The organism is Thalassolituus marinus (assembly GCF_020320395.1).
GTDB lineage: Bacteria > Pseudomonadota > Gammaproteobacteria > Pseudomonadales > Oceanobacteraceae > Venatoribacter > Venatoribacter marinus.
In genome coordinates, this window is record NZ_JAEDAH010000026.1 from 35864 (window position 1) to 50742 (window position 14879).

Genomic DNA, 14879 nt, shown 5'->3' on the forward strand with positions numbered 1-14879 from the left:
GGAATGCTCTCATGACTGTGAAAAGTGAACGCTTAAACAACTGGCTGGAAAACCCATTACTATGGAGCTTCTTGCTGCTTCTTTATCCGCTGCTTAATGAGGTTATCTTTTCCGATTTTGTTCGCGAGGGGGAGTATAACTCTCGTATTGGTTGGTCGCTGATTGTTGCCCTGCTGATTACGTTAGTCGATAAACGTTGGTTTACGGCCCTGGTTTTACTGCCATTTGCTGTAGGCGGTACGGCGGATGTTGGTTACGCCTATTCTTTCGGGGGCGTCTTCACTACCGCTACCATGGAAGCTGTTGCTAACACCGACAGTTATGAAGTAACGGAATACATCAAGACCTATTCTTCCTGGCAGCAGACCGCTTTACTCACTGTGTTGTGGTCCATCTACGCTCTGGCCATCTATTTTGTAAGAGCTCCCGCGGCGGGTCGTTTGCGCAAATCGATATTCGTGCTTGGCACCATTCTGATTCTGGTGGTCGCTTACAGAACAACCGTTATGGGTAAGTTTCACGATACCATTCCGGGTGTACTGGGAACCCTGCCTTCTTATTACAAGGGCAATATCTCTGTGCAGACAGAAGTTGCTTTACGCAAATCCCTGCTAGAAAAAACTCAGGTAAAAGCGACAACACGGTCTGCCGACCGCCAGCAGACTCACATATTTATTATTGGTGAGTCTGCAACCCGTAATCACATGGGCATGTATGGTTACTCGCGCAATACCACTCCTGAACTGAGTGCTATCCAGAACGAGCTGATTGTTTTCAATAATGTTATCAGTAGTCATGTGCAGACCCAGGCATCGTTGCGTGTCGCACTTACTGCCGCCGCTGCAGATCAGGGCGCTATGTATCGTGAAGCGTTAAGCATCATTGATGTTGCCAATTTAGCCGGGTACAAGTCCTTCTGGATTTCGAACCAGCAGCCACAGAGAGCGACGATTGCGTCGGTTTCTCATCAGGCTGATGTGACACATTACATCAGCAATGACTTTAATGGCGTAGAGGTCCGCCGCTTTGATGAGTACATGCTGAAGTCGATTGCTGAGGCCATCAGTGATCCGGCGCCCCTGAAAGTGATTTTTGTTCATACGATGGGTAGCCATGCCGCCTATGAGAACCGGTATCCGGAAAGCTTCGCGAAATTTGACGATAGCAAGGTGAATGGATACCGGGAGCCTTTGTCTGAAGGTGAGATCGATGCCATTAACGCCTATGACAACTCGATCTTATACACAGATTATTTTGTCAAAGAGGTGATCTCTTTACTTAAGGCGGAATCCAGCGCTGTGGGCGCCAAAGAGGCTACCTTGACCTACTTCTCAGACCATGGTGAAGAGGTGTATCAGACTGCCCGTGTTAAAGGACATACACCCGACAACCTGACTCCGGCGATGATGGAGATCCCATTTTTGGTATGGTCGTCTGATCCGGATGGGGAGCAGGCCAGTATTTTGCGGGATAACAGTCGCAAGGCATTTATGCTTGATGATCTGTTTCATTATGCACTGGGTGTAATGGCCATAGATTCTGACATCCTGAGTCGCGGGAAGAGCCCTGCTACGGCTGAATATTCTCCGCCGAAATCCCGCAAAATCTACAAAGTCGTATATGAAGATGCCTTTCAGCCAGAGGTTGAGCTGGGATCCCGTGAGGAAAAGCGCTCTGGAGAGACCCTGTAGCGCAAAGAGGTTATGTTGAGTCGGGTGCCTGATTAATGGCACCCGATCAGCCCCAGCTCCCGCGCCTGAGTTTCCAGCTGTTCGCGGAATTGCGGATGGGCAATGCCAATCAGGGCTTTAGCCCGCTGTGCCAGCGACAGACCTTTTAACTCCACGCAGCCATATTCAGTTACCACAAAGTGGGCATCCATGCGGGTGTCGGTCACGGTTCCGCCGGCGAGTTGCGGCACAATCCGGCTCAGTGTTCCGTCTTTGGCGGTGGAATGCAGGGCGATGAAGGAGCGGCCACCTTCGGAAGCAAACGCACCGCGCACGAAATCGAGCTGACCACCGGTACCGGAAAACGGCGTACCTTTAATCGTTTCGGCATTAATCTGGCCGGTAATATCCACTTCGATAGCAGAGTTCACCGACACCATGTTCGGGTTCTGACGGATAATATTCGGGTTATTTACCCAGCTTGCGGGAAAGCCAACAATGGATGGGTTGTCGTCCATAAATTCATACATTTCATGATCACCCAGCGCCAGGGTGAACACATGCTTATGCTGCATCAATCGTTTGCGCCGGCCATTGATCACACCCTTAGCAATCAGGCGCACCATCGCCGGGCAGAACAGTTCAGAATGCAGGCCCAAATCCTTGTGGTTTTCCAGTTGCTGCAACACTGCTGAGGGCACGCCGCCAACGCCCATCTGCAGGGTATCGCCATCCTGAATATAAGCCGCCACCTGACGGGCAATCGCCCAGTCGGTTTCACTGGCCTGGGCTTCGGCTACTTCGCTCAGCGGGGTGTCGGCTTCTATCAGGTGATCAATTTCAGAAATATGCACCGAGCACTCGCCAAAGGTACGTGGCATATAGCGGTTTACTTCGACGATCACTTTTTTCGCTTTACGGATAACCGACGCACCGTAATCGGCGTTGGTGCCGAGGCTGAAATAGCCGTGCTTATCCATCGGTGACACCGTCACCATAAAACAGTCGGGCTCGATATGCTGAGTGAGCAGGCGACCCACCTGATGGAAAGCCGAGGGCACAAACTCGACCCAGTGTTTATCGCTGAGTTGCTTGATGGCTTTGCGGTCGTGGCCGCTTAAAAACAGACAGCGCGGGGTAAACCGGCCAATCAGATCCTCAACCAGCAGGTTCTGCTCCAGTGCCTCCGAGCCATGCATGTAATACACATTTAATGGTGGCAGGCGCTCCTCGCGGAAGGCTTTGGCCAGTGCGCTGATCAGCACCGGTGGCATGGCCATGCTCATACCCAGAATCAGATTGTGCGCATCCGTCAGCTGGTCGACCGCCTGATCTGCTTCCAGTCGCTTTTCTTCGTACAGTGTCTGCCAGCTCATGCCTGCCTCCATGCGGGTCTCCTTTACCTGCTCACTATGGATGGCAAATATTGTAGTTTGACGACAGTCCTTACCAACAGTGAACAAAGCTCGCAAACAGGCAAATGTTTAAACGAAATGATCTGTATCATCTGTGCCATGTGGTGTGACTGCTGTTTGATCAGCACTAAGGCACAATCAGCAAAGTACGCCGGGTTAGCTGAATTTCTGCGGTAATCGCGGCATACTCCGGGCATAACCGATAAAGGGATTTAGCATGAGCATCGTTACTCCTCCGCCTTATAACCCCGGCGACCCACAGGGCCTGCAATCAGCCGCTGCGAAAAAGCCACAGCCACAGGCGGATAAAACCCAGCAGGTGTTACAGCAACTGCAGAAAGCCATTGCGCAGGTGGTGCAGGCTGATGCGGCGAAGCTGAATATGGTGCTGGTGGCGCTGCTGTGCAAAGGCCATTTATTGCTGGAAGATGCACCGGGGCTGGGCAAAACCACGCTGGCTCGTACTCTCAGCCAGCTGCTGGCGCTGCGCATGAAGCGCATCCAGTGCACACCGGATCTGATGCCATCCGACATTACCGGTATCAGTGTTTATAACAGCGAAGAGCATAAATTCCATTTTATGCCGGGGCCGGTGTTCACCAATATTCTGCTGGCTGATGAAATTAACCGCGCCACTCCGCGTACCCAGTCGGCACTGCTGGAAGCCATGGCCGAAGGTACCGTCACTGCCGACCGTAAAACCTACAACCTGCCCAATCCCTTTATGGTGATTGCCACCCAGAACCCGGTGGAATTCAGCGGTACTTTCCCGTTGCCGGAAGCGCAACTGGATCGTTTCTTTATGCGCCTGAGTCTGGGCTACCCGGATGAAAATCAGGAAGTCACCTTAATGCTGGCACAGTTATCCGGACATCCGCTGGAGCAGCTGAAGCCGGTGCTGAATGAAGCGGCGTTAATGGCGCTGCAGGCGCAGACAGAAAAAGTGACGGTCAGCGAGCCAATGGCGCGTTATATCAGTCAGCTGGTGCGTGAAACCCGCTCATTACCCGGCGTACGTCTGGGTGCCAGTCCGCGTGGCTCACTGGCGCTGATGCGCGCGGCCCGTGCGCTGGCATTAATTCACGGGCGCCGCGAAGTAACCCCGGATCTGATCCGTCCGTTACTGGAACCAGTGCTGGCGCATCGCATCGTGTTCCGTGATGCTGCGCTGCATCACGATGATCGCAGTGAGTTCTGGAAGCAGTTACTGGCGAAAATTCCGGTGCCGGATTTTGCTGAGACCGATGGTCAGTCGGACGGCCGCTGAGCATGAGCGCAGGGCTTGAAGCGCAGCTGAAACCACTGGCAGAGTGGCTCGGCCGCTATATTAATGCACACCGTTTTCTGTGGCTGATGTCGCTGGTGTGTTTTGTTATTGCCTGGAATCGCGGCATCGCCTTGTTGTATGGCTTGCTGGCATTAATGCTGTCGCTGATTCTGATCAGCTGGGTGATGCCCTGGTGGTCGTTGCGCAAACTGAGCATGACCCGCGTGCAGCAGGGGGTGGCCAGTGCCGGCCAGAACGTCAGCCTGAATTATCATTTTGCCACGCAAAAACCCGCATTTTTTCTGCGCCTGACAGAGCACATACCGGGCAACAGTGATGCTGATACAGCCCTCAGTCAGCATTTTCTGGCCAGTGTCAGTGCCAATGACAATGTCACTCTCAGTTATCCGTGTCAGCAGCGTGGCGTGTTTGATCTGCCGCCGGCGATTCTGCACAGCAGCTGGCCGTTCGGATTTGTTCAGCGCCGCATTCGTATCACACAGAGCGCAACCCGGATTATTGTCGCACCACGGGTATTTGCGATTCGCAATTTGCCCAGACCAGTGTCCGACAATGCGTTGCCACAAGGCGCGGATTCTTTTCTCAGCCGCTCTGCGCACAGTGAATTTGCCGGTGTGCGCCCCTATCGTGACGGCGACTCAATGAAGCATGTGCACTGGGGAGCTTCGGCGCGCCAGCAGCAACTGGTGGTGCGGGAATTCCATAGCTACGATGCACCCTCGTGGCTGGTGGTGGTTGATGGCCAGGCGGGTCAGTCGATCGGCGAAGGGGCGGACAATACCTTTGAATACGCCATTCAGATTGCCGCGTCACTGCTGCTGTATGCGCAGAAAAACCAGTTACAACTGAAAGTGGTGGTCGGCAGTCAGCGGCCATTACTGGTTGACGTTAATGCTGGCGCACGCGATATCAGCGAACAATTACAGGCACTGGCCTGGGCTGTCGCCGATGGCAGCCAGAATTACCAGCAACAGATTATCAATGCGCTGAATGATGTGCAGGATTCACCGCTACTGCTCACTGTTCGCCGCGACAGTCAGACCCTCAGCCTGCCGCCGTTAGCAGGTCATATCGACGTGGTATACAACGACGAAAGTTTCGCCCAGCCGCTTAAAAAATATCACGAGGGCTGGACCGGGCAGGCCGATGGTTCGCTGCGGCTGGATCTGCATCGTCTTAGTAAACTGGCGCAGGTATTCAGCGCATGATTTCACGTTCACAGGGGTTTATCTGGCTCACCTTACAGCTCAGCATTGCTGCCGCCGGTGCTGTGGGAGCATTGTTTGACCCTGTTGCCGGGCTGGCGTCCGGCGTGCTGTTAGTGCTGCTGAATTTTTTCACACTGAAAAAAGGCTGGGATGCCCGCCATCAGCCGGAAGACAATAAATCGCTGGCCGACACTCTGGCTGCCAGTGGCCTGATGCTGTTTTTACTGTTGCTGTTTACCCACACGCTGATGAATGCCCTGGGCGCGTTGTTAATTGCCACCACACTGGCGCTCAACGTGCAGCTGAATAACTACCGTAAGTATTATCTGCTGCAACTGGTCAGCTTTGTGTTACTGCTGGTGGGGGCTGCCGAGGCAACCAGCGGCAGCTATCTGGTCATCATGACACTGTACTGTGTGTTTGCTTCGTTCTCACTGAGTGAAGCCTGGCTAGATCGCGGCGCAGACAGCGCTGCGCTAACTGGTCCGGCGTTCAGTCAGCGACTGAATATGGGGCTGCTGACCATGGGGCTGGCGGTGGTTATTTACTTATTTATCCCACGCCTGCCAGCCCTCGACTGGGGCGCGCAGGATTCTGGTGGTGATTTTTATCACAATCAGGAATGGCTGCAGAATGCCGACAACCAAGTGCTCCAGTCGGATAAAAAACCGTCTGCTCCGGAAAACAGCAGTCAGCAGCAGTATCGCGATTTACAGCAGATTACCGAGTTGTCGGATTTTGACGACAACAGCTACCGCTACGATGGCTTTAACGAAAGCTTCGACATCACCACCACCGACCGTCGCGGCCAGGTGGATTTAGATGCTATTGTGGCGCGCATGAAAGCCAGCCATGGCACCTACCTGAAGGTGCGCACCTTCGATACCTTTGACGGCAGCCGCTGGTCGACCGCCAATGAAGATATCAGTCGTAAAGTGGAAACAGCGTCCGCCGGACTGGTGGTGCTGAATAACAGGCAGGCGCAGCGCGATGATCTGTATATTCAGACCATCACGATTGAACAACCCATGCCGGCCTGGCTGGCGGTGTCGCCCGATCCGGTCAAATTGTGGGTGCCATCCAGCGTGATTGCCCTCGACCAGTTTTCCCAGCCATTAATGCCAGCAACCTTATCGCCGGGGACGCGCTATTCCGTTGCCTCGACCAACGAGCTGATCGATAACCGCTTAATTTCCCACGCACCCGCGCCGGATGCTGCCGACCTGCAATTGCCAAAAGGCTTTGATAAACGCATTCGCAGGCTCGCCTATGAAGTCACTGCCATGGGGCGTAATCCGTATCAGCAGGCACAATTGCTGGAACAGCACCTGCGCAGCGAATATCAGTACGACTTCGATTCCACTCTGCTGTCTCAGGGCCACACGCCGTTAAGCGAATTTTTATTTAAAACCAAAAAAGGTCACTGCGAATATTTCGCCAGTGCCATGACGGTGATGCTACGCAGCATGAAAATTCCGGCTCGACTGGTAACCGGTTTCAGTGTAACAACGCAAAACCCGCTGACCGGCTATTTTGAAATTCGCGCCATTGATGGCCACGCCTGGACCGAAGCCTGGCTCGACGGTCGCTGGGTCACTTTTGAACCCACGGCCTACTACAACTTTCCTGAACAACAGCAGAGTCCGCTGGCAGCAGAACAGATCAGCCAGTACGCCGAGGATTTACTGCGCCGCCATCAGAACAGCGGCGCGCAGGAAATAACCTTGATGGGCGTGCTCAGCAGCCTGTGGTTGCTGTTGTATACCGCGGTCATTGTGGCGCTGGCCTGGCTGCGTTTGCTGGTACAAACGCTGTGGCCTGTGTTGCTGGTGTCGGCTGTACTGGCGCTGGTTGCCTGGTTCAGCCGTCATCTTTGGTTAGCACGACTGCAGGCGTATATCAGCCGCTGGCAACTGCAGCGCTATCAGCCGGCCGATGCCCATAAAGCTTTGCAGTTTTATACCTACCATCTGCAACGTATCGCCGCGCAGAAAGCCCCGCTGCGTCAGCGCCAGCAGACACTGGCCGAGTGGTTGCCTTTATTGCTGCAACACTGGCCGGTCGAGGCTGAAGCACAGGCTTTTGCCGAACTGGCGACCAGCGTGTTGTACCGCTCTGAGGTGGTGGCGCCGCAAGCACTGCGTCAGGCGGCACTGGATTTACAGGCCAAAATGAACTGACGCCATTATTTTTTGCGCATGTTCTTTTTCACATCTTTCAGGAAACGCCCGAAGTCGCGATCTTTCTGACGGCGCTGGGCGTAGTTCAGATCATTAAAGTCGGTTTCGTTCTGCAGCTTACGGTAATGATCAAACTGCTCTTCGGTACCGGCTTGTTGCAGCGCAGCGCGCACGGCACAGCCTGGTTCATTGTTATGGGTGCAATCACGGAAGCGGCACTCGCCGGCACCGTCCAGTACCTCACTGAAGCGTTGTTCCAGACCAGCCTCGGCACCCAGTAAACCGAATTCACGCATGCCCGGGTTGTCGATAATCAGGGCGCCATTATCCAGCACAAATAATTCGCGCCGCACGGTGGTATGGCGACCTTCGCCGGTGCCGCTGACATCCTGTGTCGATTGCATGCTGCGCCCCAGCAAATGATTGGTTAACGAGCTTTTACCAACCCCGGACGAACCAACAAAACAATAAGTGCTGCCGGGCAGAAGCTGGGCGACAAAGTCGTTTAAGCCGTCGCCGGTGAGATTACTGATGGTCTGAATCGGGCAACGAATACCGGCCTGACGAATAGTATCCACCACCTGAGCAACATCATCGGCGCTGACCAGATCGGTTTTAGTCAGCAGGATTAATGGCTCACAGCCGCCCTCCGCAATCATCACCAGATAGCGTTCCAGCCGGTGCAGATTAAAATCCAGATGACAGGACTGCACGACCACAACAATGTCGGCGTTGGCGGCAATCATCTGCACCTCAATGGCTTCGCCGGCGGCCTTACGCTGCAGGTGAGTACGTCGTGGCAGGCATTCAGTCACCAGGGCTATGCCATCGTGCTGGCCACGCTCGCAGATTACCCAGTCGCCAACGCACGGAGCCTCATGGCTGTGGGCATGGTGATAGCGATAGCTGCCCGATACTCTGGCGCGGAAATGCTCTGCGCCATCGGCCAGTAGCAGCGAATCGCGGTCCACAGCAATGACCCGGGCAATATTCTCCAGCTCGGTTTGCTGTGTCAGTTGCTGATAGCCGCTGGTCCAGCCAAGCGTCTGGCGTTGCTGAAAAACTGAGGTCATAGAAGGCATCCTTTATCTGCCATTATTCTGCTCCGCCAGAGGAGGCCGTGCCAGCGTCTTTAAGCGCTGATTCTTGTGTTCTCGGTGAAATTCAATACACTGTTTTTACATACAGTATCTGGTTGCGGGCATTATGCGTCTGTTTATCGCCGAAAAACCCAGTCTCGGCCGTGCCATTGCCGCGGTTTTACCTAAGCCACACAGTAAGGGCGAAGGCTTCGTGCGCGCCGCCAATGGCGATGTGGTCAGCTGGTGCATCGGTCACTTACTGGAACAGGCCGAGCCGGAAGCCTATAACCCCGCCTACAAACAATGGTGCTTAGACCTGCTGCCGATTGTGCCGGAGCAGTGGCAACTGCAACCCAAGCCGAAAACCCGCAAGCAGTTGTCGGTACTGCGTAAGCTGGTGAAAGAGTCGACGCAACTGGTGCATGCCGGCGACCCGGACCGCGAAGGTCAGTTGCTGGTGGACGAAGTGGTGTCTTATTTAAAAGTCCCGGCGGCCAAGCGTAATGCCATGCAGCGCTTATTAATCAGCGATTTAAATCCGCAGGCCGTCAGCCGTGCCTTAACTCAGTTAAAACCCAACGCCGATTTTATTCCGCTGTCGGTGTCGGCACTGGCACGCTCACGCGCCGACTGGTTATACGGTATTAATTTAACCCGCGCCTGTACGGTAAAAGGTCAGCAGGGTGGTTTAAAATCGGTGCTTTCTGTCGGCCGGGTACAAACGCCGGTGCTGGGTCTGGTGGTACGCCGCGATCAGGAAATCGAACAGTTTGTCAGTCGCCCGTTTTATGAAGTGCGTGCTGCACTGCATCTTACTGCCTCAGAGCCATTAAGTTTTTACGCCAAATGGCTGCCAAGCGAAGCCTGCGCGGCCCATCAGGATGAAGACGGCCGGGTACTGAACCCGAAGCTGGCGCATAACGTGGCCAGTCGTATTCGCCAGCAACCTGCAACCGTTGAGTCGGTGGAGCGTAAACAGAAACAGCAGGCGGCACCCTTACCCTATAATCTGTCATCGTTGCAGATTGATGCCGCCAAGGCCTTTGGCTTAAGTGCAAAACAGGTGCTTGATGGTTGTCAGAGCCTGTATGAAAAACACCAGTTAATTACTTACCCGCGTTCCGATTGTCGTTATCTGCCGGTTGAGCACTATGCTCATCGCCAGCAGGTGGTCAACGCCATTGGCAGTAACGATGTAAAACTGAGTGATGTGATTCAGGGAGCCGATTTATCTCTGCGTAGCAAAGCCTGGAACGACAGCAAAGTCGAAGCGCACCATGCCATTATTCCAACGGAAAAAGGCAGTGGTTTTAACAGCCTGACGCTGGCCGAAAAACAACTGTACGGCATGATTGCACGGCAGTATTTGTTACAGTTTTATCCACCGTTTATTTATGCCGATAGCAAAGTCATTCTCAGTATTGGCGGCGGTGTCTTTCAGGCTAACGAACGTGAAAGCATTCAACCGGGCTGGAAAACGGCAACGGCCGCAAAAACAGCAGATGACGAAAACTCTGCGCTTAAAAAATTGCCGCCGCTGACACAAGGGCAAACGCTGTGGAGTGGCGAACCAACTGTCGATGAAAAACACACCCAGCCACCGCAACATTTTACCGATGCGACTTTGCTGGCGGCGATGACCGGCATTAACCGCTACGTGACCGACAACAGCCTGAAAAAGATTCTGAAAGACACCGATGGTCTGGGCACAGAAGCAACCCGCGCCAGCATTATTGAGTTGTTATTCAAACGCACATTCCTGCGCCGCGAGGGCAAAAGCATTCGCGCCACCGAACTCGGCAAGGCGCTGGTGAATACTTTGCCACAAAGCACCACGGTGCCGGATATGACGGCTCACTGGGAACGCCAGCTGAACGACATCAGTGAACGTGCACTGAAATACGATGATTTTATGCAGCCGCTGCTGCAGCAACTGAATAGCCTGGTGTCGCAGGCGGGGCAGCTGAACACGCTGGCCTTTCAGGGGATTAAATCAGAGGGGGCGGCACCACGGCGAAAGCGCAAGGCACCGGTCAGAAAGAAAAGCTCTCAGCCCAGGGCTGCCAGCAGCCGCTGATGGCTGGCATCGAGGTCTATCGCCAGGCGCGAAACCACCACCGGGTTGCCTTCTTTAGCGGCCTGTTCAATGGCAGCACATAAGTCTGCCATCTGCTCGCCGCCAAGGTTTGCACTGGCGCCTTTCAGAGTGTGGGCAATCGCGCTGGCTTCTTCACAGTTACCCTGACCAATGGCGGTTTTCAGCGCATCCAGCTGAGCCGGAGTGGTACTGACATACATGGCCGCGACTTTTGCTACCAGGGTTTCGTTGTTCATTAGTCGCCCAAGCGCATCGGCCTTATTCCAGACCTGTCGCTCGCTGCTCTGCTCGGACATGGGGTTCTCCACAGCTTCAATCGGATAGTTCTTAAAGCCTAGCACAGCGGCTGACAGGGGTCGGATTGGCTCAGTCTTAATTGCCGCTTTTGACCAATTTGTGCTGGGCAGATGGCATTACTGCACTATGATGGCGAGCAGATTCCAGTCACCGAAAGAGCTGAACGAGGTAGTCATGTCACAGCCTGAGCGCCCATTGATCAACCTGTCCTGTAGCGAGCGTGAGTCCAACCGCTCGGCCAACCCGACCTTTGCTGATTTACTGCAGGCGCGCATCAGCCGCCGTAACTGCCTGAAAGGTGGCGGTGCACTGGCGGCGGGCATTGGACTGGCACAGTTAACCGGTTGCTCACTGGGGGCAGATGACAAAAAGCCAGTGTCACGTCTTGGTTTCAGTGCCATTGCGGCCACGGTGGCGGACAGCATCACTGTGCCGGCGGGTTACACCACTCAGGCGCTGTTGCCGTGGGGCACGCCACTGATGGACGGTGCCGTGCCATTCCGTACCGATGCCAGTAACAGCGCTGCCGAACAGGCGCGGCAGATGGGCTCGCATCACGATGGTATGCACTTTTTTCCCATTGACCTGAAAAGCGGCGGCAGCAGCTCGACGGAAGGTCTGCTGGTGATGAACCACGAATACTGCGATCCGGATTTGTTGCACACCAACGGCCCGTCGCCACTACCACGGCCACTCGCCGAAGTGGAAAAAGAACTGGCCGCGCACGGCAACAGCATTGCTCATATTCGCCTGAACAGCGCGGGTGAATGGCAGCTGGTTGAGGGCAGTCGCTATAACCGTCGCATTACCGGTGCTACGCACATGGAAATCGACGGCCCGCTGCGCGCTCATGCGGCAATGAAAACTCTGTACAGCCCGCAGGGCATTGCCACCCGCGGCACGCTGAACAACTGCTCCAACGGTGTTACGCCGTGGGGTACTTACCTGACCTGCGAAGAAAACTGGGCCGGGGTGTTTATTAATAGCGGCGTGCAGCCGCGCGAGCAGTCACGCTACGGCGTGCCGGATAACGAAGACGACAACTACTACCACTGGCACACGGCGGCACCGGTCAGCGACCTGGCGGCACGCTTTAATGCCGCGCCGCAGGCCGACAGTGCCGAACAGGATTACCGCAACGAACCCAACACCTATGGCTGGATCGTTGAGATCGACCCGTTCGCCCCGGACAGCACCCCGGTTAAACACACCGCACTGGGCCGCTTCGCCCACGAAGGCATCATCTTTCACCCTCCGGTAGAAGGGCAGCCGCTGGTGGCCTATTCCGGTGACGACTCGCGCTTTGAGTACATCTACAAATACGTCAGCCGCGATGCCTATCAGCAAGCCAGTGCAGGCTCTCACCTGCTGCAGAACGGCACCCTGTATGTGGCGGTATTCCATGACAGCGGGCGCGGCGAATGGCGCGCGCTGGATATTAACGATGCAGCGTTTAAACAGCGTGCAGGCGAAGCGGGTATTCACTTCGACAGCCAGGCCGACGTGTTACTGAATACCCGTCTGGCCGCTGACGTCGTGGGAGCCACCAAAATGGACCGCCCGGAATGGGGGGCAGTGAACCCGATGAACGGCGACGTGTATTTCACCCTTACTAACAACAGCAAGCGTAAGCAGGATCAGGTTAACGCCGCCAACCCGCGCGCGAAAAACATCTACGGCCACATTATTCGCTGGGCGGAAAACGAACGCCCGCAGGCCACGGCGTTCCACTGGGATGTGTTCTGGTTTGGTGGCGAAGCGGGTACTAACCAACCGGCTTATGGCAAAAGCAGCGATGCCGCCAGCGAGATTGCCTGCCCGGATGGCCTGCGCTTCGATAACGACGGCCTGCTGTGGATAGAAACCGACATCAGCAACTCCAGCCCGCTACTGGGTAGCGAACGCTTTGGTAACAACGGTATGTACTGTGCCGACCCGGTGACCGGTGACTTCCGCCGCTTCCTGTCCGGGCCAATGGGCTGCGAGCTGACCGGCATTGCCATCACCCCGGATCAGAGCACACTGTTTGTGAATATTCAGCACCCGGGCGAAGGCTCAACGCCGGATAACTTCACCAGCCACTGGCCAGATGGTGGCAACAGCCGTCCGCGCTCGGCGACGGTGGCGATTCGTCGCCAGGACGGCGGTAAGGTTGGTACTTAATAAGGCTGGTCGTTAATAGCGGCGCAATAAAACGGGCCTGAGATCAGGCCCGCTTATCTCTGCGCTTATCTCTGCGCTTATCTCTCGCGCTTATTTCGGGCGTTTACCCCGGGCGCTTACCGCTGGCGCTTACCGCTGGCGATGACCTCGCCGCATTCCCACAGTTTCCACTCGCCGGGCTGGTACACATCCCAGGCTTCGTCTGAGGTCAGTGGTTCGGTGGCAATAATACTCACCACATCGTTAGGCGTGGTTTCGGCCTCAAAATCGACCGTCACATCCGCATCCTTCAGCTGCGCCGGACCAAAGGGCGCACGGCGGGTAATGCTCGCCAGCTTGGTTGAGCAGTAAGTGAATAACCACTGACCATTGCTCAGCAAGCAGTTAAACACGCCCTGCGCTGCGTATTCCTCCGCCAGCTCTACCAGCACCGCTGCCAGCTGCTCTGGCATTGCATCACGCGGCAGCGTGTGATGAATACGGTTCATTAAATCGCAGAAAATATTCTCGCTGTCGGTATCGCCCACCGGCTCACACGGCCCGGGCTGGCGGCTGAAATTGGCAATCTGCCCGTTATGAGCAAACACCCAGTAACGGCCCCAGCGCTCGCGCACAAACGGATGGGTATTGGCCAGACAGATCTCACCGACATTGGCCTGGCGAATATGACAGATCGCCGTCTTACTCTTGATCGGATAACTCTGCACCAGCTCGGCAATCGGAGAACTGCAGCTTGGCTGCGGATCATGAAACAGACGCACGCCCTTGCCCTCGTAAAAGGCCACGCCCCAGCCATCTTTGTGCGGTCCGGTATTACCACCGCGTTGCGTCAGCCCGGTGAAGCTGAAACAGAGATCGGTCGGGGTGTTGGCACTCATGCCCAGTAATTCACACATGGTCTGTCTGCATTGTTGAAGCTGAGGGGAGATTATAGCGGCTGCGCCGTTTGAATGCGTAGGAGCGGGCCAGGCCCGCGACGTATTTCGGGCCTGCGGCCCGGGTTATTGTTAAAAGGGGAGGTATCCCCTTTAAATCCCCTCTTGCGGCGCTGCACCTTGTTTCCGGTTCTCTCGTGATTTGTTCCCGGCACTCGCACACACGACATCCCTGTCGTGATGTCCGCTCGTCCAGCATCCATGCTGGACGTCCGGGCAAATCACTTCGAAAACCGGCGGTGCAGCAAGCCGCGGAAAAACCTCAGGGACGCAAAGCTTCAGATGTAGGGTGGGCACTGCTCACCAATCATGTTCGCTACAGAGTAAGGGACGAATTATACCGGTAATTGTAGGAGCGTCCTTTGGCCGCGATGGCGGGCGTAGCACGCCCTTATACAGCCTTGCGGTTGAAGCCCAGCCCTTCTGAAATATGCAACTTAAACGGTAATTGTAGGAGCGGGCCATGCCCGCGAATGGTTATTCCGGGGAACTTATCCCCGGCCCCCAGCTTTTTCGCCGCGCCAGCGTGTTCCTGGTTCACTC

General features: G+C 55.2%; 10 protein-coding genes. 6 read left to right on the forward strand and 4 right to left on the reverse strand.

The annotated features are described in order from the left end of the window. Nucleotides 1–11 precede the first annotated feature (11 nt). Nucleotides 12–1691: a phosphoethanolamine transferase gene (locus tag I9W95_RS05880; RefSeq protein ID WP_225672816.1), complete on the forward strand. Its 1680-nt coding sequence runs from the start codon at nt 12–14 to the stop codon at nt 1689–1691. A gap of 32 nt (nt 1692–1723) precedes the next feature. Here the strand turns inward: I9W95_RS05880 and I9W95_RS05885 are convergent, their stop codons facing one another. Then, nucleotides 1724–3046 (reverse strand): acetyl-CoA hydrolase/transferase family protein, encoded by a 1323-nt coding sequence (locus I9W95_RS05885; protein WP_225672818.1) that lies wholly within the window; start codon nt 3044–3046, stop codon nt 1724–1726. A 256-nt stretch (nt 3047–3302) separates the two neighbouring features. On the opposite strand from I9W95_RS05885, the gene I9W95_RS05890 reads away from it, so the two are divergent. Genes I9W95_RS05890 through I9W95_RS05900 form a run of 3 tightly spaced genes read left to right on the forward strand, consistent with a single transcriptional unit; the run spans nt 3303 to nt 7761 of the window. Beyond that, complete coding sequence (locus tag I9W95_RS05890) at nt 3303–4352, forward strand: AAA family ATPase (protein WP_225672820.1); 1050 nt, start codon at nt 3303–3305, stop codon at nt 4350–4352. A 2-nt stretch (nt 4353–4354) separates the two neighbouring features. Continuing rightward, complete coding sequence (locus I9W95_RS05895) at nt 4355–5581, forward strand: DUF58 domain-containing protein (RefSeq protein WP_225672822.1); 1227 nt, start codon at nt 4355–4357, stop codon at nt 5579–5581. Next, nucleotides 5578–7761 carry a transglutaminase family protein gene (locus tag I9W95_RS05900; protein WP_225672824.1) on the forward strand — a complete coding sequence of 728 codons (2184 nt, stop codon included), beginning with the start codon at nt 5578–5580 and terminating at the stop codon, nt 7759–7761. Before I9W95_RS05895 ends, I9W95_RS05900 begins: the two co-directional genes overlap by 4 nt. Nucleotides 7762–7766: 5 nt before the next feature. Here I9W95_RS05900 and rsgA read toward each other — a convergent pair whose 3' ends face one another. After that, nucleotides 7767–8834 (reverse strand): ribosome small subunit-dependent GTPase A, encoded by a 1068-nt coding sequence (rsgA, locus tag I9W95_RS05905; protein ID WP_225672826.1) that lies wholly within the window; start codon nt 8832–8834, stop codon nt 7767–7769. Nucleotides 8835–8967: 133 nt separating this feature from the next. Between rsgA and I9W95_RS05910 the strand changes: the two genes are divergently transcribed. Further along, nucleotides 8968–10920, forward strand: a complete 1953-nt coding sequence (locus I9W95_RS05910; protein WP_225672828.1) for a DNA topoisomerase III — start codon at nt 8968–8970, stop codon at nt 10918–10920. Here the strand turns inward: I9W95_RS05910 and I9W95_RS05915 are convergent. Next, entirely contained in the window at nt 10893–11237 is a 345-nt protein-coding gene (locus I9W95_RS05915; protein WP_225672830.1) for an Hpt domain-containing protein, read from the reverse strand. The two genes, I9W95_RS05910 and I9W95_RS05915, sit on opposite strands and share 28 nt — an antisense overlap. 127 nt (nt 11238–11364) lie before the next feature. Here I9W95_RS05915 and I9W95_RS05920 point away from each other — a divergent pair, with 127 nt between their 5' ends. Further along, nucleotides 11365–13401: a PhoX family protein gene (locus I9W95_RS05920; protein ID WP_225672832.1), complete on the forward strand. Its 2037-nt coding sequence runs from the start codon at nt 11365–11367 to the stop codon at nt 13399–13401. A 116-nt stretch (nt 13402–13517) separates the two neighbouring features. Here the strand turns inward: I9W95_RS05920 and I9W95_RS05925 are convergent, their stop codons facing one another. Then, entirely contained in the window at nt 13518–14297 is a 780-nt protein-coding gene (locus tag I9W95_RS05925) for a class II glutamine amidotransferase (protein ID WP_225672834.1), read from the reverse strand. Nucleotides 14298–14879 lie beyond the last annotated feature (582 nt).

Coding starts and splice junctions, on each gene's coding strand:
- I9W95_RS05880 (WP_225672816.1), top strand. CDS start 12: ATGACTGTGAAAAGTGAACGCTTAAACAACTGGCTGGAAAACCCATTA.
- I9W95_RS05885 (WP_225672818.1), bottom strand. CDS start 3,046: ATGAGCTGGCAGACACTGTACGAAGAAAAGCGACTGGAAGCAGATCAG.
- I9W95_RS05890 (WP_225672820.1), top strand. CDS start 3,303: ATGAGCATCGTTACTCCTCCGCCTTATAACCCCGGCGACCCACAGGGC.
- I9W95_RS05895 (WP_225672822.1), top strand. CDS start 4,355: ATGAGCGCAGGGCTTGAAGCGCAGCTGAAACCACTGGCAGAGTGGCTC.
- I9W95_RS05900 (WP_225672824.1), top strand. CDS start 5,578: ATGATTTCACGTTCACAGGGGTTTATCTGGCTCACCTTACAGCTCAGC.
- rsgA (WP_225672826.1), bottom strand. CDS start 8,834: ATGACCTCAGTTTTTCAGCAACGCCAGACGCTTGGCTGGACCAGCGGC.
- I9W95_RS05910 (WP_225672828.1), top strand. CDS start 8,968: ATGCGTCTGTTTATCGCCGAAAAACCCAGTCTCGGCCGTGCCATTGCC.
- I9W95_RS05915 (WP_225672830.1), bottom strand. CDS start 11,237: ATGTCCGAGCAGAGCAGCGAGCGACAGGTCTGGAATAAGGCCGATGCG.
- I9W95_RS05920 (WP_225672832.1), top strand. CDS start 11,365: ATGATGGCGAGCAGATTCCAGTCACCGAAAGAGCTGAACGAGGTAGTC.
- I9W95_RS05925 (WP_225672834.1), bottom strand. CDS start 14,297: ATGTGTGAATTACTGGGCATGAGTGCCAACACCCCGACCGATCTCTGT.